This window comes from Marinomonas sp. PE14-40 (genome assembly GCF_051623805.1).
Taxonomy (GTDB): Bacteria; Pseudomonadota; Gammaproteobacteria; order Pseudomonadales; family Marinomonadaceae; genus Marinomonas.
On record NZ_CP130700.1, the window covers coordinates 2,899,432 to 2,919,311 of the forward strand.

Here is a 19,880-nt window from a genome sequence, read left to right on the forward strand (position 1 = left end):
ATAAAACTAAACTGACAATTCACTTGGCAACTTAAGCTAAGCTCTCAACACGAATACGCTGAACTTTGCCAGCAACATCTGGCAAGGCTTCGATTGCAGCAATCGCCGCATTCATATTTGACTCTTTCACTGTGTGAGTCATCACAACAAGAGAAACAAGTTCAATGTCATCACGCTCACGCTGGATAACAGATTCAATGCTGATGCCATTTTCTGATAGAAGCTGAGTAATGTTCGCTAAAACACCTGCTCTATCCTGAATTGTCATATTTAAGAAGTAACCACATTCCACTTCTGAAATTGGCAATACTTTTAGATCAGATAAAGCATTTGGCTGGAAAGCCAAATGTGGAACTCGATTATCAGGGTCAGCTGTTAATGTGCGAGCTACATCAATCACATCAGCAACAACAGAAGAACCTGTTGGTAGAGCACCTGCGCCTGCACCATAAGTCAAAGTAGGACCGACTGCATCGCCTTGCACCATAACCGCATTCATCACACCATTTACATTAGCTAATAACTGCTTTTTAGAGATAAGAGTAGGATGCACTCTTAGTTCAATACCTTTTTGAGTGCGACGCGCAATACCTAGGTGCTTGATGTAATATCCAAGTTCACTAGCAAAACTCACATCTTGTGCAGTGATCTGGCTAATACCTTCAGTATAAGTACGCTCAAATTGCAGAGGAATACCAAAAGCAATCGAAGCAAGGATAGTCAACTTGTGCGCAGCATCAATACCTTCAACGTCAAAAGTTGGATCCGCTTCTGCATAACCTAGCGCTTGCGCTTCAGCTAGCACATCATCAAACGCACGGCCTTTTTCACTCATTTCAGTCATGATGAAGTTACCAGTACCATTAATGATACCAGCCAACCAATCAATACGATTGGCAGACAAGCCTTCACGCACTGTTTTGATAATTGGCATACCGCCAGCGACCGCCGCTTCAAAGGCAACCATTACGCCTTTAGCTTGTGCTTTTTCAAAAATCTCATTGCCATATTCTGCAATCAAAGCTTTGTTCGCTGTTACCACGTGCTTACCATTTTCAATCGCAGTTAAAACCAAGTCTTTTGCTACTGTGGTACCACCGATCAACTCAATAACAATATCAATTTCTGGATTGTTTGCTACATCAAAAATATCACGGGTAATATTAACACCAGAGGTATCGACAGAAGCATTATCACGACGAGCACCAACTTGCTCAATCTCAATGCTACGGCCCACACGTCGTGTAATTTCTTCTGCGTTGTTACGAAGGATGTTAAAACTTCCGGAACCCACAGTTCCCAACCCACAAATTCCGACTTTTACCGGTTTCAAAATAGTACCCCACAGTGCTAACGTTATTTAGATGCGTCATTGCACATCTATGATAAAAATTTGAATCTATTATAACGCCAGTACCAGACAAAGCCAGCGTTCTAATCAGGCAGTTTGTCTGACTAAAACGCTTAATTCATCTTGGCATGAATGGCTTTCATAGAAAGGAAGAAAAAGAGAGGATTATAAACCCAATTTAGCAGCTAATTCCGCAGCGGGCAGATAGCCAGGAATAAATTCACCCGTACTTAGCACTAGGCTTGGGGTTCCACGAACACCAATAGACTGACCTAAACCATATTGTTTAGCGATTGGATTTTCACAGTTATTTTGCGGCACCTTTTGACCTGATTTAGCGCGTGTCAACCACTCTTTAGGGTCATCAGAACACCAAACACTGACCATTTGTTGATAAGGCTCAGAACCTATGCCAGCACGAGGAAAAGCAAGGTAGCGAATAGAAATACCCATCTCATTTAATTCAGGCACTTCTTTATGCAGCATACGACAGTAGCCACAAGAGATATCAGTAAACACGGTAACATGCGCTTTTTCTTCACCCTTAGCAGGGTAAATTACCATTTCATAATGTGGTAAGACTTCTATCTGAGCCAGTTTAGCCTCTTCAGTTTCATTAACCAGACCCTCTGGCTCCACACGATAAAGGTCACCAACGATAAAGTACTGCCCATTTGGGGTTGCATGCAAAACAGGACCAGAATCTAACTGAACAGTGTACATGCCAGACTTTTCATGAGCTTCAATAGATTTAATTTGGTATTGAGGCAGGCTTTTGCTGATATTATTTTTTATCGCTGAAATGGCATCACTTGTGTCGTTCTCTGCTGACAAAGCATGCATTGATTGAAACAAAACACTCAGAACAAGTGCTTGTTTAATGAAACCTAACATTTTCTTCATGAAAACCTCTAAATCCAAACATCCGAAAGATGCTTATTAGGCCATGAATCTATATAAAAGTTCCATAAAAAAAGGCGACCTAGGTCGCCTTTTTTAAAGAGATTAGCGTTTAGCCAATTTCTCTTTGATACGAGCAGACTTACCAGAACGTTCACGTAGGTAGTAAATCTTCGCTTGACGAACATCACCGCGACGTTTCACTTCGATGCTCTCAACGATTGGGCTGTACGTTTGGAACGCACGCTCTACACCGATACCGTTCGAAATTTTACGAACAGTGAATGCAGAGTTAAGACCACGGTTACGTTTTGCGATTACAACACCTTCATAGGCCTGTAGACGCTCACGCGTACCTTCTTTAACTTTAACTTGAACAACTACAGTGTCACCAGGTCCGAAGGCTGGGACTTCTTTAGTCATTTGTGCTGATTCAATTTGCTGAATCACTTTATTTTTGTTGCTCATGGATTTGACTCCTAATGATTTGGTTTCTCGCTTGGCTGGGAACATCTTCCCAGCCCAACGAGTTCACGATTCCTACTCTGCCGAGGTTGAATCTTCAGTCTCGTGAATAAACTCTTTCAACAACTTCTGCTGTTCCTTGTCCAACTCAAGGTTTTGCAAAAGGTCTGGTCGGCGCAGCCAAGTTCTTCCGAGCTTCTGCTTTAAACGCCAACGTCTTATCTCCTCATGGTTTCCACTAAGCAGTACCGGCGGAACAGGCGCCTCATTTAGTACCTCGGGACGAGTATAGTGTGGACAATCTAGCAAACCATCTGAAAAAGAATCTTCTTCAGCTGACGCCATTTTACCTAACACCCCTGGAACCATGCGAAACACAGAATCCATTAACACCATTGCTGGCAACTCACCACCGCTTAGAACAAAGTCACCAACAGACCACTCTTCATCAATCTCAGATTGAATCAAACGCTCGTCAACGCCTTCATAACGCCCAGCTACCAGAACAAGTTCTGCTTGTTTAGCTAGGTATTGCACGCCTTCCTGTGTCAGCGTACGCCCTTGAGGGGACAGAAAAATTACTTTTGCGTTTGGACTAACACTACGTGCTGCCGCAATCGCATCTTTGAGAGGCTGAACCTTCATCAGCATCCCTGGACCACCACCATAAGGTCTGTCATCGACAGTCTGATGCTTGTCATGAGTAAAGTCGCGCGGATTAAAAAAGCTAATATCTACCAAACCTGATTTAACTGCTCTGCCTGTTACACCATGCTGGGTAATGGCCTGAAACATGTCAGGAAATAAAGAAATAACACTAATCTGCACTTAATACCTCGAGCCTGCGCTTAAAACTCAGGATCCCAATTAACCAGCATCTGCTCTTGCTTCAAATCTACATTTAAAACATACATATCTGGCACATAAGGAATCAATCGCTCTTCACGATCTAGACTACCTTCACAAGCACGAACAACAAGCACATCATTAGCACCTGTTTCCATCATCTGAGCAACCTTACCTAAGAGGATTCCCTCTTCGGTGATCACTTTAAGACCCTCTAACTGACTCCAGTAATAATCACCTTCATCAAGATCAGGAAGATCTTGTGCTTCGATATAGATATCCATACCACAAATCTCTTTAACAAGATCGCGATCTGTATATCCTTTAACCGCAGCAACCAAGCCACGACCCTGAAGTCGCCCTTGACTTAACTCTATTGCTTGCCACCCTGTACGAGTTTTAAGCCACCAATGAGAATATTTAAAAATGCCCTCAATTGGATCAGTGTGTGAATAAATCTTCACCCACCCTTTTACACCGTATACCGAAGTAATGCGTCCGACAGCAAGCGGTTGCTCTGGAGCGGCTGCTTGTTTTATCGCAGACATAGTTACCTCAATAATTAAGCGGCTTTTTTAGCATCTTTAACTAACTGAGCAACACGATCAGAAAGCTGAGCACCAAGACCAACCCAATGGTCAACGCGATCTAAATCGATGCGTAGGCGTTCTTCTTGACCGCGAGCAACAGGGTTAAAGAAACCAAGACGCTCGATGTAACGACCATCACGAGCACGACGGCTATCAGCCACGTTCAAGTGATAGAAAGGACGCTTCTTAGAGCCTCCACGAGAAAGACGAATAGTTACCATAATCGGTTCCTTATTGCTTAACGAAAACTCTCCTTGATTCACCCAAAATTAGGTCGGAATTCAAGAAGGCGGCATATTCTAGTCGATTCAACACAAAAACAAAAGGGGCATCTGCATTTGATACTGAATATTTTATCATCACCCCTAAAGAGAAGAGGGTTTAACGCTAGGATCCCTTATATAACAATCTATTGGCATAAAAAAACGGCCACTTAAAAGCAGCCGTTTTTTAGTCACACCACAAAATAGCTTTCTTGCGGACGCTTTTTTACATTTTCGGCATACCGCCGCCAGGGAAACCACCTGGCATCATGCTACCCATACCACGCATCATTTTCTTCATGCCTGACTTAGAACTAAACTTCTTCATCATCTTTTGCATTTGCTTATGTTGCTTCAATAGGCGATTTAAGTCTTGGATTTGTAGTCCCGCACCTGCTGAGATACGTTTTTTACGAGAACCATTAATAACATCTGGGTTACGACGTTCTTGCGCTGTCATGGAATTGATTAAAGCTTCCATTTGCACAAACATCTTATCATTGACCTTGTCTTGGATATTGGCCATTTGACCACCCATACCAGGCAATTTATCTAGCATGGCACCCATGCCACCCATGTTTTTCATTTGCTGCAATTGCTCTTTAAAGTCTTCTAAGTCGAAGCCTTTACCTTTCTGCAGTTTGCCCGCTAGCTTTTCAGCCTTGGTTTTATCAATTTTCTGCTCTGCTTCCTCAATTAAGGAAAGCATGTCACCCATACCTAGAATACGAGACGCGAGACGATCTGGGTGAAAAGGTTCAAGGGCTTCTGTTTTCTCGCCCACACCTAAGAATTTAATTGGCTTACCCGTAATATGACGCACAGATAAAGCAGCACCGCCACGGGCATCACCATCTGTTTTAGTCAATATAACACCGGTTAAAGGTAGTACATCACCAAATGCTTTGGCAGTATTCGCCGCATCTTGCCCCGTCATTGCATCAACAACAAACAAGGTTTCAACTGGATCAATGGCGGCATGAAGGGCTTTAATCTCAGCCATCATCTCTTCATCAACGGCCAAACGACCTGCGGTATCAAGAATCAAGACATCTTTATGAGATTTACGCGCTTCATCAATAGCGTTATTTGCAATATCAATTGGTTTTTGAGTCGCTTCACTTTCAATGAAGTCCACACCAATTTCATTAGCCAAGGTTTGCAACTGCTTGATCGCCGCTGGGCGATAAATATCAGCACTCACAACCGCGACAGATTTTTTATGACGCTCTTTTAAATAACGAGCCAATTTAGCTGCAGAGGTAGTTTTACCCGCACCCTGCAAACCTGCCAATAAAATGACTGCTGGCGGCTTCGCCTTTAGGTTAAGCTCATCATTGGCCTCACCCATGACCTTCTCAAGTTCCTGCTTAACAATTTTCAGGAATACTTGACCAGGACTTAAACTTTTTGAAACTTCTGTCCCAACAGCCCTTTCTTTTACACTATCAATAAAAGCCTTTACGACAGGTAAAGCAACGTCGGCTTCTAATAGCGCCATACGCACTTCGCGTAATACTTCCTTGATATTATCTTCTGTTAACTTTGCCCGTCCTCGGATACGATCTAGCGAGGAGGTCAATCGATTCGATAAATTGTCGAACATGTTAGCCTCAAAATGTTGCTCTGTGAGGAAAAAACCAAGTATATGGTTTATCCAAGATGAAATTGGCCCTATTATAACGGATAAATGGGTTACACCCTATACCTTTACTCTTTGGACATAAGAGATTCATGATTCAGCTAACACTTTGGCTCGCCACACTTTCAACTTTTGCCGCTGGTGCAATGTATTACAAGCGCCCGGAAAGTAAAAGGTCTCAATTTTTAGGAGCAGCATCCATTGCTGCTCACGTCTATGCCTTATCTGTTTTATTTTTAAACAAGGATGGCTTCGATTTTTTACTGATCGGGATGCTGATAGCTCTGATTGGTAACACCTTATTATGGTTCAGTAACCGCAATAAGGATTTATCCCTATTGTTGTGCGTTGCCTACCCTTTGGCAGCGCTGGTAATTGCTCTCAACGCCATTCAACCCTGGCAGCTTGAACCTTTCCACATCCACTCTTTAGGCACCTCCGCCCACATACTTATTGCAGCAGTGGCCTATAGCCTTTTCACTGCAGCTTGCGGCGTTGGTATTCTCCTAGCACTACAGGAGTATCAACTAAAGCATCACAAACTACGCCAACTACTTAGAGTACCGCCTTTACAGGTACTTGAAAGGCTCATGTTTGAGTTTATTTGGACCGCTTTTATTTTACTCACCATCACGATAGTGACAGGCTTTTATTTTATTGATGACATGTTTGCCCAAAAGCTGGTTCACAAAACCTTCTTTACTATCGCTTCCTGGTTAGTCTTTTTAGGCCTTTTAGTTGGCCGTCACTGGGCTGGATGGCGAGGGCAACTTTCAGTAAAACTCACGATAAGTGGCTTTATTTTGCTCATGCTTGGCTACTTCGGAAGTAGCATAGTGCTGCAATTCATTCTCACCAAGTAAATTTAGTTGTTTAGGGGTTTGACAGGGGCTATTGAACAACTAATAATCCACTTATCAAATTAACTGAGGTCAACCCTTTTTGAACGACATACCCTTAAGTATTCTTTTCGGAATACTATTCTTCTTAATTGTGTTTTCTGCCTTTTTCTCAAGTTCCGAAACAGGCATGCTTTCTATAAACAAATACCGTTTAAAAAACCTGGTTAAAAACAAGAACAAGTCGGCTAAAAAAGTTAGCCAATTACTTGAACGACCTGACCGTCTTATTGGCGTCATTTTAATTGGTAACAACTTTGTTAATATCCTTGCCTCTGCGATTGCCACAGTCATTGCCGTTCGCATTTGGGGTGATGCAGGTGTTGCAATTGCAACCGCGTCACTTACCTTGGTCATTCTCATTTTTGCCGAAGTCACACCTAAGACAATGGCAACCATACATCCAGAGAAAATAGCCTTTCCTGCCTCATGGGCATTATCAATTTTATTAAAGTTACTCTACCCACTCGTGGTATTAGTTAACTTTATCTCGAACGGCCTGTTACGCATTATGGGTGTTCACGCCAATCATAATAGTAATGATAAATTAAGCACGGAAGAACTTAGAACCATAGTAAATGAAGCAAATGGGCTCATTCCACCAGCCCACCAAGAAATGCTCATTTCGATTTTGGATCTTGAAAAAGTGTCAGTAGAAGACATTATGGTGCCGCGTAACGAAGTGATTGGCATTGACATTGAAGACTCTATAGATGAGATTATCACTCAAATTTGTAGTTCAAGACACACCCGCATGCCAGTTTATAATGGCGAGATAAACAAGGTTATTGGTATTCTTCACGCAAGACATGCCGCAATGTTTTTACGCGACCCTAACCCGTCAAAAGCAGCCCTACTAAAAGCAACAGTAGAACCTTATTTCATCCCTGAAAGCACTTCACTAAACACTGTTTTGCTTAACTTCCAAAAACAACACCAACAAATGGGGTTAGTGGTAGATGAGTACGGCGATGTTCAAGGCATTGCAGCCCTTGAAGATGTGCTTGAAGAAATTGTTGGTGAATTCACCCAACCCACCCAAGATGAAGAAGATGAGATTGTCTCCCAAGATGATGGCTCTTTCCGCATTGATGGCTCAATCCATATACGTGAAATCAACAAAACATTGGATTGGTCACTACCAACAGACGGCCCAAAAACACTTAATGGTCTAATCATAGAAACACTGGAATTTATTCCAGAAAATCAGATGAGCCTAAAAGTGGATGATTACATTATTGAAATTCAAGAGATAGAAGACAAGGTCGTTAAATACGCCAGACTACTCAAACACATTTAAATAGCAGACAAATATAGCTAGAGAAGTTTAATACTATGACACAGAAAAAGCGTTTTTGCCCTCAATGTGGCACCCAGGTTAACTTCTCTATCCCTGCTGGCGACAATAGACCAAGAGCAGTTTGCCCTGCATGCCATCATATTGATTATGATAATCCGAGATTAATTACCGGCACCATCCCTATCTACCAAGGAAAAATCCTACTTTGCCGTCGCAACATAGAGCCGAGACGTGGTTACTGGACCCTTCCAGCAGGCTTTATGGAAAACCAAGAATCTACTAGTAGCGGTGCACTAAGAGAAACGCTAGAAGAGTGTGGCTCTCATGCTATATGCAGACAAGCCTTTAGCATGATAAGCATTCCTCAAATAGATCAGGTACATCTTTTCTATCTTGCTGATTTACCAAAAGCAGACTTTCACACCACTGAAGAAAGCTCAGAAGTCGAGCTATTCGAACTTAACGATATTCCCTGGTCAGAACTCGCCTTTAATAGTATCACTCGTACTTTAAAGCTCTACCTTGAAGATGTAAAAAACGGGAGCTTCGGCTTTCATGAAGAAACCCTCATGATAGACTTCTTGCCGCCACTCAAAACCTTTTAAGACTCAACTTTGATTAGGTGGTACGCCACCTCCTCAAAAGGATGAGCAGCCTTTAATGCTTGTATCACAACCTCTTTAAGAGATGATTTCAATATCATCTCTACTCGATACTCCACTAACCTCTCCAACTCCCCTATTGTTCCAACAAAAGGGTTTGCACTTGCATTAGGACGAAACTGCCCCTGCCCTTTCACCTGCCAACAACAAGCCTCATAATCACCAATTGCCCCTGCCCCCACATAAAACAAAGCCTCTTTTACTTCTTCAAGATGAGATTCAGGCACATAAAACACAAGAGAGTACATAGGTTATTTCCCCAGGGTCATTCATTTATTAAATCAAAGCAATAAAGACTGCTCAGGTTTACTAGGTAAGTTAAGTATTGGGATATAAGCAGGCAATAACGCCGCTATTTTTTGCTCAAGCGTCACCGCCAACAAAGGCGCAGCAACATTATCAGACGAGTGAACAAATACATAAGGCTCACGCCCTTCAAGCAACCACTGCACTAATTTTTTTGCCCATTGATCAAGATAGATATCATTTAAAGGTAAATCCGGATGCCCAATAAACCTCACTACTGGACTATGGCCAGTTGCAATTGGATGACATGGCACCCTTGTCTTTTTCTTCTGAGCATCTAACAGGCTCTCACAATAAGCTTCTGTCGAGAATACAGGGCGAGAATCCATTATCACACGATTATGCCGATTACCTGCTAACAACCTTAGAAACTCAGACTCTTCCTCCTCTTTGTTAAAAAAAGCCTGATTGCGCACTTCTACCGACAAAGACGTTGGCAAATCCCAAGCATGACATAAAGTTTCAATTTTAGAAAAATACAAAGGAGAGACATCCTCAGGAAACTGCATCATACAAGGACCCAGCTTAGTAGAAAACGGCCTCAGTAATTCACAGAAGTTAGTGAGACTATTAACCACTTGGCCCTCATCAGAAACGCCAAGTCGATGCGTAATAGATTGAGGTAATTTAAATGCAAAACGAAAGTCATCAGGCACCTGTTCAAACCACACCTGCAGTTGATCTTGCGTTAAGTCAGCATAAAAACTACTCCCGACCTCAACCGTATCAAAGAACTTTGCATATTCACTCAAACGCCGATTATTTGCACCTTGATGTGAGTACAGCCAAGCCACCCAAGCAGGATGCTGCCATTGCGCCATACCAAAGCGTAATTGCATTATGGAATTGCCTTATACTCAATTTCCTCAACAGTATAGTTCATCAATCCTGAAGCAAGTTTAAGCTCTATTTCATCCCCTTCATGCTTTTTAAGTAGCACCTTCGCCATAGGAGAGTCGATACTAATATAGCGGGCGTCATGATCTAGCTCATCAGGACCAACGATTCGAAAATGTTTGATATTTTCTTCATCATCCTCCAAAGTCACCCAGGCACCAAAATAAACACTAGATTGATCCTCTGGCAAACGATCAACCACAGTAAAGGCTTCGAGACGTTTTTCTAAATAGCGCACTCTTCGGTCAATTTCTCTTAGCTGCTTTTTTCCATATATATATTCAGCATTTTCTGACCTATCTCCTTGAGCAGCAGCTTCTCGAACACTTTCTGTCACTTGAGGTCGCTTTTCCTTCCACAGATACTTTAATTCTGCAGTCAGCTTTTGCGCCCCTTCTTTTGTGATATAAGCGGATTTAGGCGGCATAGGTGGACGATAACGAGACATGAAAACTTCCAAAACTTAGACAAACATCAATTCAAGTAAACACTAACTTAAACAAAAAGCTTTAGGCACTGATCCCTTTCAAGAGAACCCCTAACTCACGTTTACCCTCAGCACTAAACCTCATACACATCTTACCATTCACCATCACACTTTCCTTTGAGTAATCCTCATCTATTTCAATGCAAGCTAAACGAAGCAGCTCTAACTCTTCTGAGGTAAGGTTAACGGCACCAATAAACAAGTACCAATCAGTGCAAGGAAGATCCCCAGTAATGGCATGCTGAAGCAAAAAACAACAATAACTGCGATCAACCCGATAATAGGGCATACTGGATCTAAACTTATAAAAGAAGTAAAAAACCAAAGCAAACAAACTAAAGACAATAAGAACAAGTCCAACGAAGGCCAGCATTTACACTCCCCAACCTCCAAAAACTATTTCAAAGGATACTCAAGCAGAGCGACCTTAGCTTGCTCTAAGTCATCTTGATATCGTGCTTCACACTTCATCATTTCCATTCTGAATTTTCTACGAGCATCTTTGGGTAAATCATTCCAACCTTCATGAGTTGGGATATGCTCAGTTTCAGCATATACCTTATAAAACACACCAATTGTTTCATGCTCTGACAAATCCAAGCTTAACTGATCTAACAAGGTTTTCACTCTTATACTAGCTTCCATCCAACCTAAGTCTTCAGATCCAACCACTTTAAGCAGTACATGAATGCTTTCAATGCGTTTTTTACGACCCTCTAGTATGTTTTTCTCAGCCTCTTTCATTTCTACTTTCCGCTTATTATCTAGCTTAAGCTGACGAGAAATGACCCAAGCAAGAGCCGCAATAACAAGAACGCCAAAAATGATGGCAAGAATAACACTAGTAGTAGACATATTAGCCTCGATAAAGCGTGGATACAGGCGCTAAGCACCTTTTTAAAGGCGATATTATGAGGGAATCAAGTGAATCCGACAATCAAGAAGATAAGAATTAACTGCCAAACAATAAAAACGGAATTAAAACAGAAGGAAGGGAATTAGAATTCAACTATGCCAACAGAAAACTCATTCAATCATCAATTGAATTCTAATTTTTGAAATAAGACGTTAAGATTTGATTACTTAACTTCTTTCTTATACTTTCTATAACCGACATAACCAAAACCAACAAAAAATGCCACCATTAGCCCAACAATAATCAAACCTGAAACAACAACAGAGTCTAAAAACATAACTGCTCTCCTTTATAATTAAGAGCAATTATGTGCCTATCCCCTAAACAGTTAATGACATAAATCAATTGTTTTTTTGACCAGACCAGCATCTGAGCACTTTCTTGATTTAAATCAGAAAACCCCTAACGTGAAATTCAAACTTAATTTATTGAAAATACCTTCTGTATCCATCGAGAAATATCAACAACCTGTTCAGGGCATACAGAATGAGGCATTGAATAAGAGGCCTTCTCTATTTGGTAACCCTTATTCTCCAGTTCACCATGAGCGCGAACCGCCAATTCATAAGGTACAACCGGATCCTGTGTACCATGATGAATAAGTAAAGGGGTTTGCCCATTCACCGAATCTGTCGCCTCCGGGATTAAATTAGCATCAGCCAAGTAAGTCGACAAAGCCATGATACCAGCTAATTTATACTTACCTAACAACCCTACTTGGTAGGCAATCACGCCACCCTGCGAAAAACCAGCAACCAAAATACGCTCTGCAGGAACACCCTTTTCAATTTGAAACTCTATCAATTGAGTAATCTGATCCACAGACTCATCAATATTAGCCATATCAACTTTACGCTCTAGTGACATTTCTAGAATGTCGTACCAAGCTCGCATCGGCATACCACCATTGATAGTAACAGGACGCATTGGCGCATGCGGGAAGATAAAACGAATAGCGGCACTTTGTGGTAAATTTAAAGAAGGTACAATTGCTTTAAAATCATTACCATCTGCCCCTAACCCGTGTAACCAGATCACGGCAGCATCTACTTGATGAGTCGTTTCTAACGTTAAAAATTCAAGCGTTTTAGACAAGGCAAATCTCCATAAAACAATAAAAAAGGCTATCGAACAAAGCTCGATAGCCTAGCATAATTTACTTTAAAACCCTCTAATCAATAAAAAGTTTTAATGATGTGTTGGGAACTGCACCTTAGTAACAGTTTGTTGTTCGTCAAGCTTCAGTAATACATCTACCTTATCCGGCATAACAGACATCATATGCTTAGTAAGTCGTTCGTAATACTGCATAAAGGACTTAAGCTCATCATCAGACATAACAGTAAGATCTATTTTATTTAAACCATCACCATGTATATCTAATAAATGTTCCTCTAATAACCTTTCTTGCTTATTACGCCAGTCATAAACAACATCATAATTTGGCGCCTGCATCCATAACATCAACTCAATACGCGCAAACAATTGTTTATAATCTTCTTCTAAGTACTGGTTAACTTGCTGCCGCCAAACACCTTCTATATCCAAATCTTTTTCAAGCTGATTAATAGGATCAACTAAAGATTGCTTTTGTTCAGGCATACCAACACACCAGCCTTCAAATAATATGACATCAATCGGCCCTTCAACCTCTTGCCAATCTTTAACATGCCGCCTTTCATCAGTGGACTTATCAAAGCAAGGCAAGCGCATCACCTCTCCAGCCTTAAGATCTGCCAACCTATCTAATATATTATTTATCAAGGCAAGATCGTGTGTCCCAGGTACACCACGAGTCATAAACATAGGATGGACATCTCGCGCCATATGTTCTCGCTCAACTCGTGTTTTGTAGAAATCATCGATACTTAATACTATGGTTTTTTTATCGTATGCCTTGTATAAAACATGACTTAACACTGTGGTAAACACAGTTTTTCCGCAACCTTGTACCCCACCCATACCTATAACTAAAGGATGGGACCTTGGTTGCGCTAGTTGCGCTATCCAATGGGCAAAAGGCAAATAAAGATCCTCTAAGTGATCACTTAGAGAGACATCCGCATATAAAGACTTTAAGGTCTGTTCAACATCAAAGCGTAATCTAGGAATGAGAGAAGCTTGATCAGTGGTAAAAACACTTTGCTGCAACTGGTTCCAGGTTAAGGCCTGTATATTCATCATTAACCACCTCCAAAAAATTAGGGATGGTGCAACTAACCCAATACCAAGCTTTGAGAACTGTCAGTAGATAGCTAAACACTAAAATTTAAAAAGTAATTCACAGTCAATAACTTAACTCTTTAGGTTTCGCTAAGGCTCGCTATTAAATTTTATGATAAAGACAGCTGTGCTTCTAGGCATGTTCGCATCATCCTTGATAAACTATAGTCGCTCTCCTCTTTTTTCCCAGTTTTTTTGAGACCTACTCATTTAAGCTAAATACTCAGTTTTTCACTTAAAGCTTCCACCTAAAACAAGGTCAACTGCTTTTCAGACACTGCTTTTAACCTATAGCCAACACCAATTAGCCTAACTGGCATCTGACGCCTAGCATAAGCCTCTCTCAGCAAATCAGTGAAAAAAGCAAGTTCATCACCTGCTACATAAGCGGTTTCAATCGTGGTTTGTTGAAAATCAGAAAACTTAAGTTTCAAATAATATTTACCCAGTTGCGCCAAGCCTTTTTTGCTTTTAATCCGTCGCCCCAACTCTCGCAACAAATCAGGTAATTTTGCCTCACAAGCCGCAACCCCTTTTAGATCTTCAGCAAAAGTCGTCTCAACAGAAATGCTTTTACGCACAGAGTGACTCTTAACAGATCTATTATCAACACCATAAGACAGCTGCTGCAAACGATACGCCCAACTACCAAACTGCTGCGACAATAAAAAATAATCTACCTTTTGCAACTCTTCACAAGTTTCTACATTTAGTTTGGCTAACTTTTCTTGAGCCACTCTCCCAACCCCATGAATACACTTTACTGGAATCGACCGAACAAAATCTTCCTGCTGACTTGGATCTACCACGAACTGACCATTGGGTTTATTCCAATCACTGGCCACTTTGGCTAGAAATTTATTCACAGCAATACCCGCAGAAACAGTTATTCCTACCGCCTCAAATATTCGCTGGCGAATCTCTTCTGCAATTAAAGTCGCACTGCCATAACATAGAGAGCAATCTGTCACATCCAAATAGGCTTCATCTAAAGATAGCGGTTCAATTTTTAAAGTATAATCTTGAAAGATGGCATGCATCTGCCGCGACGCTAGGCGATATTTTTCCATATTGCCCCTTATTAAAACTAAATTGGGACATAAACTTACCGCCTTAGCGGAAGACATAGCCGAACGCACCCCGTATTCCCTTGCCGCATAATTTGCAGTAGCAATGACACCTCTCGCATTTGCCTGCCCACCTATGGCTAAAGGCACTTCCCTCAATGCAGGGTCATCACGCATTTCTACCGCTGCAAAGAAGCAATCTGCATCTATATGTATAATTTTACGCATAGAAACACCGTTTAACTGTATATTTATACAGCATTATGAAAGAGCATTAACAAAAACTCAAGCATCGAAAAAATCAATCACCACCCAACCATCTCGCTATTAAGCGAAGCTTAGAATAAGCAAGATAGGATCAAGAGTTCACCATTCAAAATTAATTAGGCATAATTAATGCATTAGAGTTATAGCAAATTCAAACATCAGTGTTGTGACTGAAAAATAAAGTCACTCAGATCAAAAGCACTAATTAGGAGAAGAGAATGAGATCTAGTCTGCTCTATGCGGCATTAATCGGTACCTGTGTTATTTTGGCAGGCTGTCGAGTATCGAGCGCTGGCTCATGTTCAGGCATAGCTCCATGTAATGCCAGCAATCCAACCCCAACAACAAATAGCTTCGCTCAACCGACTTATGCAACTAAAGGCTTAGCAGCCGCTCCTGCGCAACAACTTGTGGTACAACAAGCACCTCAACCAATTGTCATCAGTGCAACAGGTTACGCCGCCCCTATGGTGAGTAAGAAACTATCTCGACCACAAATCAGATTACTGACTTTGCGTGGTTCAAAATTAGACGCCTACAGAAACCTATCCGAACGTGTTTACGGCCTTAAATTAAGAGGTTCGAGCTCCCTAAGAAGCATGATGACAGCCCACGATGAGCTACAAACATTTGTTGATGCCTATTTGATGGGAGCTAAAGTTGTTTCTCAAAGAGAACTAGAAGACGGCAGCTTTGAAACTATTGTTGAAATGGCTTTGCAAGAAAACTTTCAACAGTGTGTTCAAAACCCAGCAACAATCTCTAATAATCCCGCATGTCAAATGGGCTATAGCAACTTAAATAATGGCATTAGCCAATATCAAAGCCAAACAAGCCCTCAAGTGAGATCAACGACGACTAATTTTTATTCTGTTGAGTAGTCGACTCCATGCTTAAAAAGATTATCGCGACTAGCTTTTTACTCTGCTCCCAGCTTGCTTCATCACAAATGATTGAAGCAACGGGACAAGCAATTATATATAACGAAGATTTAGCCGATGCCAGATACAGAGCAACAGAGCAGGCATTAAAACAAGCGGTTTTACAAGCAAATGCCCGTGTTATTAGTGAAGACACTTTCGCAAACGGCGAAGTTGAGTCCGCAAGCTCAGTACGAGGAACAGGGATAACCCAAAGCACAAACATCCTTAAAGAAGAGCGCAAAAATGACATACTCACTGTCGTTGTTGCAGCCGAAGTCACCCCTGAACACATTTGCAGCAATGGCGCGACCAATCTTTATAGAAAATCAGTGGGTATCACCAGCTTTGCACTACAAACTCCGCAACAGGCCAATCTAGGCTCAATTCATAATGTCCCTAGACTCATGCCTAGAGACCTAGTTAATGAAATAAATAAACAAGGCTTCTTGCACGCGTTAGCCGCAACAAATATACAAATTTACCCTGACCTTATTAATGCTCCCACATCCACCAATCCAGATGGCTCTTTAACAGATGTTGCACGTATTGGAGAAGATCTTGGCGTTCAATATGTTGTGACCGGTGTAATCCGTGATATCGGGCCAGCAAATGAACTGGAGCCGAATAAGGCTAATGTGTTTAAAAACTTTAAACACGAAGAAAACAAAACCAGCGGCCCTCGCAATCTCGCTATCGACCTTTATCTTTATGATGGCTTTAGCGGCGCCCTACTTTTTGAAAAAAGCTACTTTGAAACAGGCGAATGGAATTTAGATAAATCGATTCGCACAGGTTATGGCAGCCCAAGGTTTAAAAACACAAATTTTGGTAAAATTGCACAACAAGTATTGTGGCAAGCCGCTTTAGATACTAGTTCCCGCTTACGCTGCCAACCATTTATGGCAAACATTTTTCGCACAGAAGGAAATCGGGTCCATATAAACGCCGGCTCAATTGCTGGTGTTAAGTTGAACGATACTTTTGGCATTTATCGCCGCTACGAAGTATTCAACCAACTACAAAACCCTCTTACCCAGCTTAACAACGCCAATATAAATATCACCATCAAGCAAGTTCAACCGAACTTTTCCATTGGTGAACTCAATATTGATGCTCGAATTTTAAATGTTCAGCAGCAAGACATTGTTATTGCTTGGTAAATCAATACAATCAAACTCACAACCATTAAAAATTCGCAAGGGAAAACACATGAACAACGAACTACTACATCATCTTGAACAACGCATTAACCAAGCGGTAGATGAAATCAGCGTATTGCGCCAAAAAATCACTCAATTAGAAGCACAAAACACCCAACTAAGCGAAGAAAACAACGAGCTAGAACAAAAGGTCTATAGCAACCAAGAACAGCAGAACAATTGGGAAACCTCTATTAACAAGATGCTCAATAACCTCAATCAGTTGGACGGCACAGAATGATTAAATACCTAATTACTAGCGCATTAGTATTCGCAGCCTTATCAGCCCAAGCTGAAGGAATAGTATTTACCGGTGATGAAGTACTTCAAGAAGAAAGCACAGAAGAAATTCCAGGTATCAACAATCCTATTGTAGATACCAATCCTCCTGTCATGCAGCCTTTAGCTCAGCCAACTCAGGGGCAGCCACTACAAACACAACCCTACACTCAGCCAATATACACACAAGACCAAGCAACCAATCAGTTTGGCGCAACTGAAGGCGAATTAGATCAAGCTGGCACCATGTCTAGCCTTGTGGCTTATGAATCTAGAATCACAGGCCCCAGCAACTCTCAAACCAACATCATCATCAATATCGGCCAAGAGATGGTAACTCCTAGCAACTTCTCTTTTTATGGCGGCCTAAGTCTTGTTATGCGAGATAGCTTTGATTTATCCCTTAATGCGGGTGCTCGCGCATACAGCCAAGGCGCAATTGTCATGTTTGATGGCGCTCCTGTTTACGCTTACGGCGGTGCAGGCATAATGCTACTAGGTGAAACTAGCCTTTACCCTGAAGTTGGCGTTCGATTACTACCTTCAGACAATACTCGTCTAGACATTTACCTTAGAGCCTACACAGGATCAGGTGGCACTTATGGCGATCACGTTACATTTGGCTTAGCACTTAGCTTTTAGATGAAAAAACTAATATTTCTAACCCTTAGCTGTCTTGGTTTTTATCTTTATATACAGATACAAAACAACCCGACGATAGAAATAGTCGAGCCAACACCAGAACAACTAAAACAGATGTATGGTTTAACGGGAGTTAAGGCAACTCCCTTGCCCCCTTTGCAATAATCAGGCTTTCATGTATGGATCAACTAATCACGCAACTAGAGCAAAAAATTAGCTCCCTTGTTAATCAACTAAACTCAGCCAAACAAGAGATTAGTCAATTACGCTCTCAATTAGCGCAAGAGTCACAGCCAATACACGCTGCAGACCCTCTCATCACAAGCATGGAAGGCCTTCCTGCAGCAGACCAACTTCAGCTTTACATTGCAGACTCACTTGACCTTTCTGAACCAAGCCAAAGCAAACCAACACTAGACAATGAAGAGCAACTCAACTTCGACTTAGGCAGCAAAAACCTGATTCACGATCTATTTGCCGATGCCGATGCCGATGCCGATGCCGATGCCGATGCCGATGCCGATGCCGATGCCGATGCCGATGCCGATGCCGATGCCGATGCCGATGCCGATGCCGATGCCGATGCCGATGCCGATGCCGATGCCGACAGATCATCTGGTACGAATAATCAGCAACGCAACAAGAATCAAAAAAATAATTTACGCCTAGTCAAACTATTAGAAAGTCGCTATCCAAAAGCATTTAATTGGAGCAACCCTAAGCCTTTAAAAATAGGCATAGACCAAGATATCACCTTGGATGATGAACTAACCAAGAGCAAACTAAAACGCGCCCTTGCTGCCTACACCCGCTCCAACAGATACAAGAAATGCCTGAAAAAGACCTCAGAACGCATCAATCTCGACGGAGAAACAATTAACCCAACACAAAGCAATGAGAAACAAGCGAAAAACAACCAAAACAAACCTAAAAAAATCACCAACACATCACCTCAAACAACCAATGATAGTGATGAATATCAAGACCTTAACCCAGAAGAACGTATGAAGCTTAAGCTCGCAAAATTGATGGGCAATAAATTTTAAAAATAGTTGTTTTTTTTGTTTACAAGGCTGGTGTGGATCTATATTATTCACTCCGCACTTGTGGAGGGGTTCCCGAGTGGCCAAAGGGAGCAGACTGTAAATCTGCCACGAAAGTTTCGGTGGTTCGAATCCACCTCCCTCCACCATTTCTTTTTAAAGTCTTACTTTAATATCTTAGCTAATTCCTTAGCAAACACATTCCTCCAGAACACACACAAAAAAGTAAAACACAAACTCTCTCTTTAAATAACTCCACACCACTCTCACACCAAAAAACCAACAAAAAAAACCACCAACACTCAAAGTAAACACACCCAAACCATACCAGAAATACCCTACCAAAATTCAATCTTAAACTCTTCGTTACATCGTTCGCCAGCCATACTGCACTCCTATTTAAATACACTTTATAGATAAAGTAATGTACACCTAAGAAAGCGAGGGTAACTCACAAAAACACAAGACAACCCAGCACTCAGCAAATTAGGAATTAGGAATTAGGAATTAGGAATTAGGAATTAGGAATTAGGAATTAGGAATTAGGAATTAGGAATTAGGAATTAGGAATTAGGAATTAGGAATTAGGAATTAGGAATTAGGAATTAGGAATTAGGAATTAGGAATTAGGAATTAGGAATTAGGAATTAGGAATTAGGAATTAGGAATTAGGAATTAGGAATTAGGAATTAGGAATTAGGAATTAGGAATTA

24 protein-coding genes and 1 tRNA gene are annotated in these 19,880 nt (G+C 41.4%); 9 read left to right on the forward strand and 16 right to left on the reverse strand.

All coding sequences use genetic code 11. From position 1 onward, the window contains the following. Window positions 1–31 precede the first annotated feature (31 nt). The 7 genes from Q0A08_RS13475 to ffh form a co-directional block, all read right to left on the reverse strand. On the reverse strand, window positions 32–1,333 hold the full coding sequence (locus Q0A08_RS13475) for a homoserine dehydrogenase (RefSeq protein WP_438462049.1): 1,302 nt from the start codon (window positions 1,331–1,333) through the stop codon (window positions 32–34). A gap of 183 nt (window positions 1,334–1,516) precedes the next feature. Further along, the gene (locus Q0A08_RS13480) at window positions 1,517–2,254 is read right to left on the reverse strand and encodes a thioredoxin fold domain-containing protein (RefSeq protein WP_438462050.1); all 738 of its coding nucleotides are present in this window, start codon (window positions 2,252–2,254) and stop codon (window positions 1,517–1,519) included. Between the two features lie 102 nt (window positions 2,255–2,356). Continuing rightward, complete coding sequence (gene rplS, locus Q0A08_RS13485; protein ID WP_046017847.1) at window positions 2,357–2,719, reverse strand: 50S ribosomal protein L19; 363 nt, start codon at window positions 2,717–2,719, stop codon at window positions 2,357–2,359. A 72-nt stretch (window positions 2,720–2,791) separates the two neighbouring features. Further along, a complete protein-coding gene (trmD, locus tag Q0A08_RS13490; protein WP_438462051.1) occupies window positions 2,792–3,544 on the reverse strand; it encodes a tRNA (guanosine(37)-N1)-methyltransferase TrmD in 753 nt (250 codons plus the stop codon). Window positions 3,545–3,564: 20 nt separating this feature from the next. Continuing rightward, window positions 3,565–4,110: a ribosome maturation factor RimM gene (gene rimM, locus Q0A08_RS13495; protein WP_438462052.1), complete on the reverse strand. Its 546-nt coding sequence runs from the start codon at window positions 4,108–4,110 to the stop codon at window positions 3,565–3,567. Window positions 4,111–4,124: 14 nt separating this feature from the next. Next, window positions 4,125–4,373 carry a 30S ribosomal protein S16 gene (gene rpsP / locus Q0A08_RS13500; protein ID WP_009833903.1) on the reverse strand — a complete coding sequence of 83 codons (249 nt, stop codon included), beginning with the start codon at window positions 4,371–4,373 and terminating at the stop codon, window positions 4,125–4,127. Between the two features lie 268 nt (window positions 4,374–4,641). Then, window positions 4,642–6,021 (reverse strand): signal recognition particle protein, encoded by a 1,380-nt coding sequence (gene ffh, locus Q0A08_RS13505; protein WP_438462053.1) that lies wholly within the window; start codon window positions 6,019–6,021, stop codon window positions 4,642–4,644. A 128-nt stretch (window positions 6,022–6,149) separates the two neighbouring features. On the opposite strand from ffh, the gene Q0A08_RS13510 reads away from it, so the two are divergent. The 3 genes from Q0A08_RS13510 (at window position 6,150) to Q0A08_RS13520 (ending at window position 8,861) form a co-directional block, all read left to right on the forward strand. Continuing rightward, the gene (locus Q0A08_RS13510; protein WP_438462054.1) at window positions 6,150–6,920 is read left to right on the forward strand and encodes a cytochrome C assembly family protein; all 771 of its coding nucleotides are present in this window, start codon (window positions 6,150–6,152) and stop codon (window positions 6,918–6,920) included. 79 nt (window positions 6,921–6,999) lie between these two features. Continuing rightward, window positions 7,000–8,256 carry an HlyC/CorC family transporter gene (locus Q0A08_RS13515; protein ID WP_438462055.1) on the forward strand — a complete coding sequence of 419 codons (1,257 nt, stop codon included), beginning with the start codon at window positions 7,000–7,002 and terminating at the stop codon, window positions 8,254–8,256. A 35-nt stretch (window positions 8,257–8,291) separates the two neighbouring features. Further along, window positions 8,292–8,861, forward strand: a complete 570-nt coding sequence (locus tag Q0A08_RS13520; protein WP_438462056.1) for an NUDIX hydrolase — start codon at window positions 8,292–8,294, stop codon at window positions 8,859–8,861. On the opposite strand, the gene Q0A08_RS13525 is transcribed toward Q0A08_RS13520, so the two are convergent. The 9 genes from Q0A08_RS13525 to dinB all read right to left on the reverse strand — a co-directional run bounded on the left by Q0A08_RS13525 (window position 8,858) and on the right by dinB (window position 15,042). Continuing rightward, window positions 8,858–9,166, reverse strand: a complete 309-nt coding sequence (locus Q0A08_RS13525; RefSeq protein ID WP_438462057.1) for an NGG1p interacting factor NIF3 — start codon at window positions 9,164–9,166, stop codon at window positions 8,858–8,860. The two genes, Q0A08_RS13520 and Q0A08_RS13525, sit on opposite strands and share 4 nt — an antisense overlap. Before the next feature lie 33 nt (window positions 9,167–9,199). Further along, window positions 9,200–10,063: a DUF72 domain-containing protein gene (locus Q0A08_RS13530; RefSeq protein WP_438462058.1), complete on the reverse strand. Its 864-nt coding sequence runs from the start codon at window positions 10,061–10,063 to the stop codon at window positions 9,200–9,202. Further along, complete coding sequence (greB, locus tag Q0A08_RS13535; protein ID WP_438462059.1) at window positions 10,063–10,569, reverse strand: transcription elongation factor GreB; 507 nt, start codon at window positions 10,567–10,569, stop codon at window positions 10,063–10,065. The genes Q0A08_RS13530 and greB overlap by 1 nt, the downstream gene beginning before the upstream one ends. Window positions 10,570–10,630: 61 nt before the next feature. Next, window positions 10,631–10,981 (reverse strand): hypothetical protein, encoded by a 351-nt coding sequence (locus Q0A08_RS13540; protein WP_438462060.1) that lies wholly within the window; start codon window positions 10,979–10,981, stop codon window positions 10,631–10,633. A 23-nt stretch (window positions 10,982–11,004) separates the two neighbouring features. Beyond that, a complete protein-coding gene (locus Q0A08_RS13545) occupies window positions 11,005–11,463 on the reverse strand; it encodes a DUF2489 domain-containing protein (RefSeq protein WP_438462061.1) in 459 nt (152 codons plus the stop codon). 224 nt (window positions 11,464–11,687) lie between these two features. Beyond that, a complete protein-coding gene (gene ccoM, locus Q0A08_RS13550; protein WP_438462062.1) occupies window positions 11,688–11,801 on the reverse strand; it encodes a cytochrome c oxidase subunit CcoM in 114 nt (37 codons plus the stop codon). A gap of 143 nt (window positions 11,802–11,944) precedes the next feature. Next, the gene (locus Q0A08_RS13555; RefSeq protein ID WP_438462063.1) at window positions 11,945–12,619 is read right to left on the reverse strand and encodes an alpha/beta hydrolase; all 675 of its coding nucleotides are present in this window, start codon (window positions 12,617–12,619) and stop codon (window positions 11,945–11,947) included. A gap of 93 nt (window positions 12,620–12,712) precedes the next feature. Then, window positions 12,713–13,708: a hypothetical protein gene (locus Q0A08_RS13560; protein ID WP_438462064.1), complete on the reverse strand. Its 996-nt coding sequence runs from the start codon at window positions 13,706–13,708 to the stop codon at window positions 12,713–12,715. A 287-nt stretch (window positions 13,709–13,995) separates the two neighbouring features. Next, window positions 13,996–15,042, reverse strand: a complete 1,047-nt coding sequence (gene dinB, locus Q0A08_RS13565; RefSeq protein WP_438462065.1) for a DNA polymerase IV — start codon at window positions 15,040–15,042, stop codon at window positions 13,996–13,998. 257 nt (window positions 15,043–15,299) lie between these two features. On the opposite strand from dinB, the gene Q0A08_RS13570 reads away from it, so the two are divergent. The 6 genes from Q0A08_RS13570 (at window position 15,300) to Q0A08_RS13595 (ending at window position 19,316) form a co-directional block, all read left to right on the forward strand. After that, window positions 15,300–15,962 (forward strand): LPP20 family lipoprotein, encoded by a 663-nt coding sequence (locus tag Q0A08_RS13570; RefSeq protein WP_438462066.1) that lies wholly within the window; start codon window positions 15,300–15,302, stop codon window positions 15,960–15,962. Window positions 15,963–15,970: 8 nt separating this feature from the next. Continuing rightward, complete coding sequence (locus tag Q0A08_RS13575) at window positions 15,971–17,164, forward strand: flagellar assembly protein T N-terminal domain-containing protein (RefSeq protein ID WP_438462067.1); 1,194 nt, start codon at window positions 15,971–15,973, stop codon at window positions 17,162–17,164. A gap of 49 nt (window positions 17,165–17,213) precedes the next feature. Next, on the forward strand, window positions 17,214–17,444 hold the full coding sequence (locus tag Q0A08_RS13580) for a cell division protein ZapB (RefSeq protein WP_438462068.1): 231 nt from the start codon (window positions 17,214–17,216) through the stop codon (window positions 17,442–17,444). Continuing rightward, a complete protein-coding gene (locus Q0A08_RS13585) occupies window positions 17,441–18,124 on the forward strand; it encodes a hypothetical protein (protein WP_438462069.1) in 684 nt (227 codons plus the stop codon). The genes Q0A08_RS13580 and Q0A08_RS13585 overlap by 4 nt, the downstream gene beginning before the upstream one ends. Before the next feature lie 179 nt (window positions 18,125–18,303). Then, window positions 18,304–19,170, forward strand: coding sequence for a ProQ/FINO family protein (locus tag Q0A08_RS13590; RefSeq protein ID WP_438462070.1), 867 nt, complete (start codon window positions 18,304–18,306; stop codon window positions 19,168–19,170). Window positions 19,171–19,232: 62 nt separating this feature from the next. Continuing rightward, a tRNA-Tyr gene (locus tag Q0A08_RS13595) sits at window positions 19,233–19,316 on the forward strand. Window positions 19,317–19,880 lie beyond the last annotated feature (564 nt).

Coding starts and splice junctions, on each gene's coding strand:
- Q0A08_RS13545 (WP_438462061.1), bottom strand. CDS start 11,463: ATGTCTACTACTAGTGTTATTCTTGCCATCATTTTTGGCGTTCTTGTT.
- greB (WP_438462059.1), bottom strand. CDS start 10,569: ATGTCTCGTTATCGTCCACCTATGCCGCCTAAATCCGCTTATATCACA.
- rplS (WP_046017847.1), bottom strand. CDS start 2,719: ATGAGCAACAAAAATAAAGTGATTCAGCAAATTGAATCAGCACAAATG.
- ffh (WP_438462053.1), bottom strand. CDS start 6,021: ATGTTCGACAATTTATCGAATCGATTGACCTCCTCGCTAGATCGTATC.
- Q0A08_RS13480 (WP_438462050.1), bottom strand. CDS start 2,254: ATGAAGAAAATGTTAGGTTTCATTAAACAAGCACTTGTTCTGAGTGTT.
- Q0A08_RS13540 (WP_438462060.1), bottom strand. CDS start 10,981: ATGCTGGCCTTCGTTGGACTTGTTCTTATTGTCTTTAGTTTGTTTGCT.
- Q0A08_RS13525 (WP_438462057.1), bottom strand. CDS start 9,166: ATGTACTCTCTTGTGTTTTATGTGCCTGAATCTCATCTTGAAGAAGTA.
- Q0A08_RS13510 (WP_438462054.1), top strand. CDS start 6,150: ATGATTCAGCTAACACTTTGGCTCGCCACACTTTCAACTTTTGCCGCT.
- Q0A08_RS13560 (WP_438462064.1), bottom strand. CDS start 13,708: ATGATGAATATACAGGCCTTAACCTGGAACCAGTTGCAGCAAAGTGTT.
- Q0A08_RS13530 (WP_438462058.1), bottom strand. CDS start 10,063: ATGCAATTACGCTTTGGTATGGCGCAATGGCAGCATCCTGCTTGGGTG.
- dinB (WP_438462065.1), bottom strand. CDS start 15,042: ATGCGTAAAATTATACATATAGATGCAGATTGCTTCTTTGCAGCGGTA.
- Q0A08_RS13590 (WP_438462070.1), top strand. CDS start 18,304: ATGGATCAACTAATCACGCAACTAGAGCAAAAAATTAGCTCCCTTGTT.
- rimM (WP_438462052.1), bottom strand. CDS start 4,110: ATGTCTGCGATAAAACAAGCAGCCGCTCCAGAGCAACCGCTTGCTGTC.
- Q0A08_RS13585 (WP_438462069.1), top strand. CDS start 17,441: ATGATTAAATACCTAATTACTAGCGCATTAGTATTCGCAGCCTTATCA.
- ccoM (WP_438462062.1), bottom strand. CDS start 11,801: ATGTTTTTAGACTCTGTTGTTGTTTCAGGTTTGATTATTGTTGGGCTA.
- rpsP (WP_009833903.1), bottom strand. CDS start 4,373: ATGGTAACTATTCGTCTTTCTCGTGGAGGCTCTAAGAAGCGTCCTTTC.
- Q0A08_RS13580 (WP_438462068.1), top strand. CDS start 17,214: ATGAACAACGAACTACTACATCATCTTGAACAACGCATTAACCAAGCG.
- Q0A08_RS13570 (WP_438462066.1), top strand. CDS start 15,300: ATGAGATCTAGTCTGCTCTATGCGGCATTAATCGGTACCTGTGTTATT.
- Q0A08_RS13575 (WP_438462067.1), top strand. CDS start 15,971: ATGCTTAAAAAGATTATCGCGACTAGCTTTTTACTCTGCTCCCAGCTT.
- Q0A08_RS13520 (WP_438462056.1), top strand. CDS start 8,292: ATGACACAGAAAAAGCGTTTTTGCCCTCAATGTGGCACCCAGGTTAAC.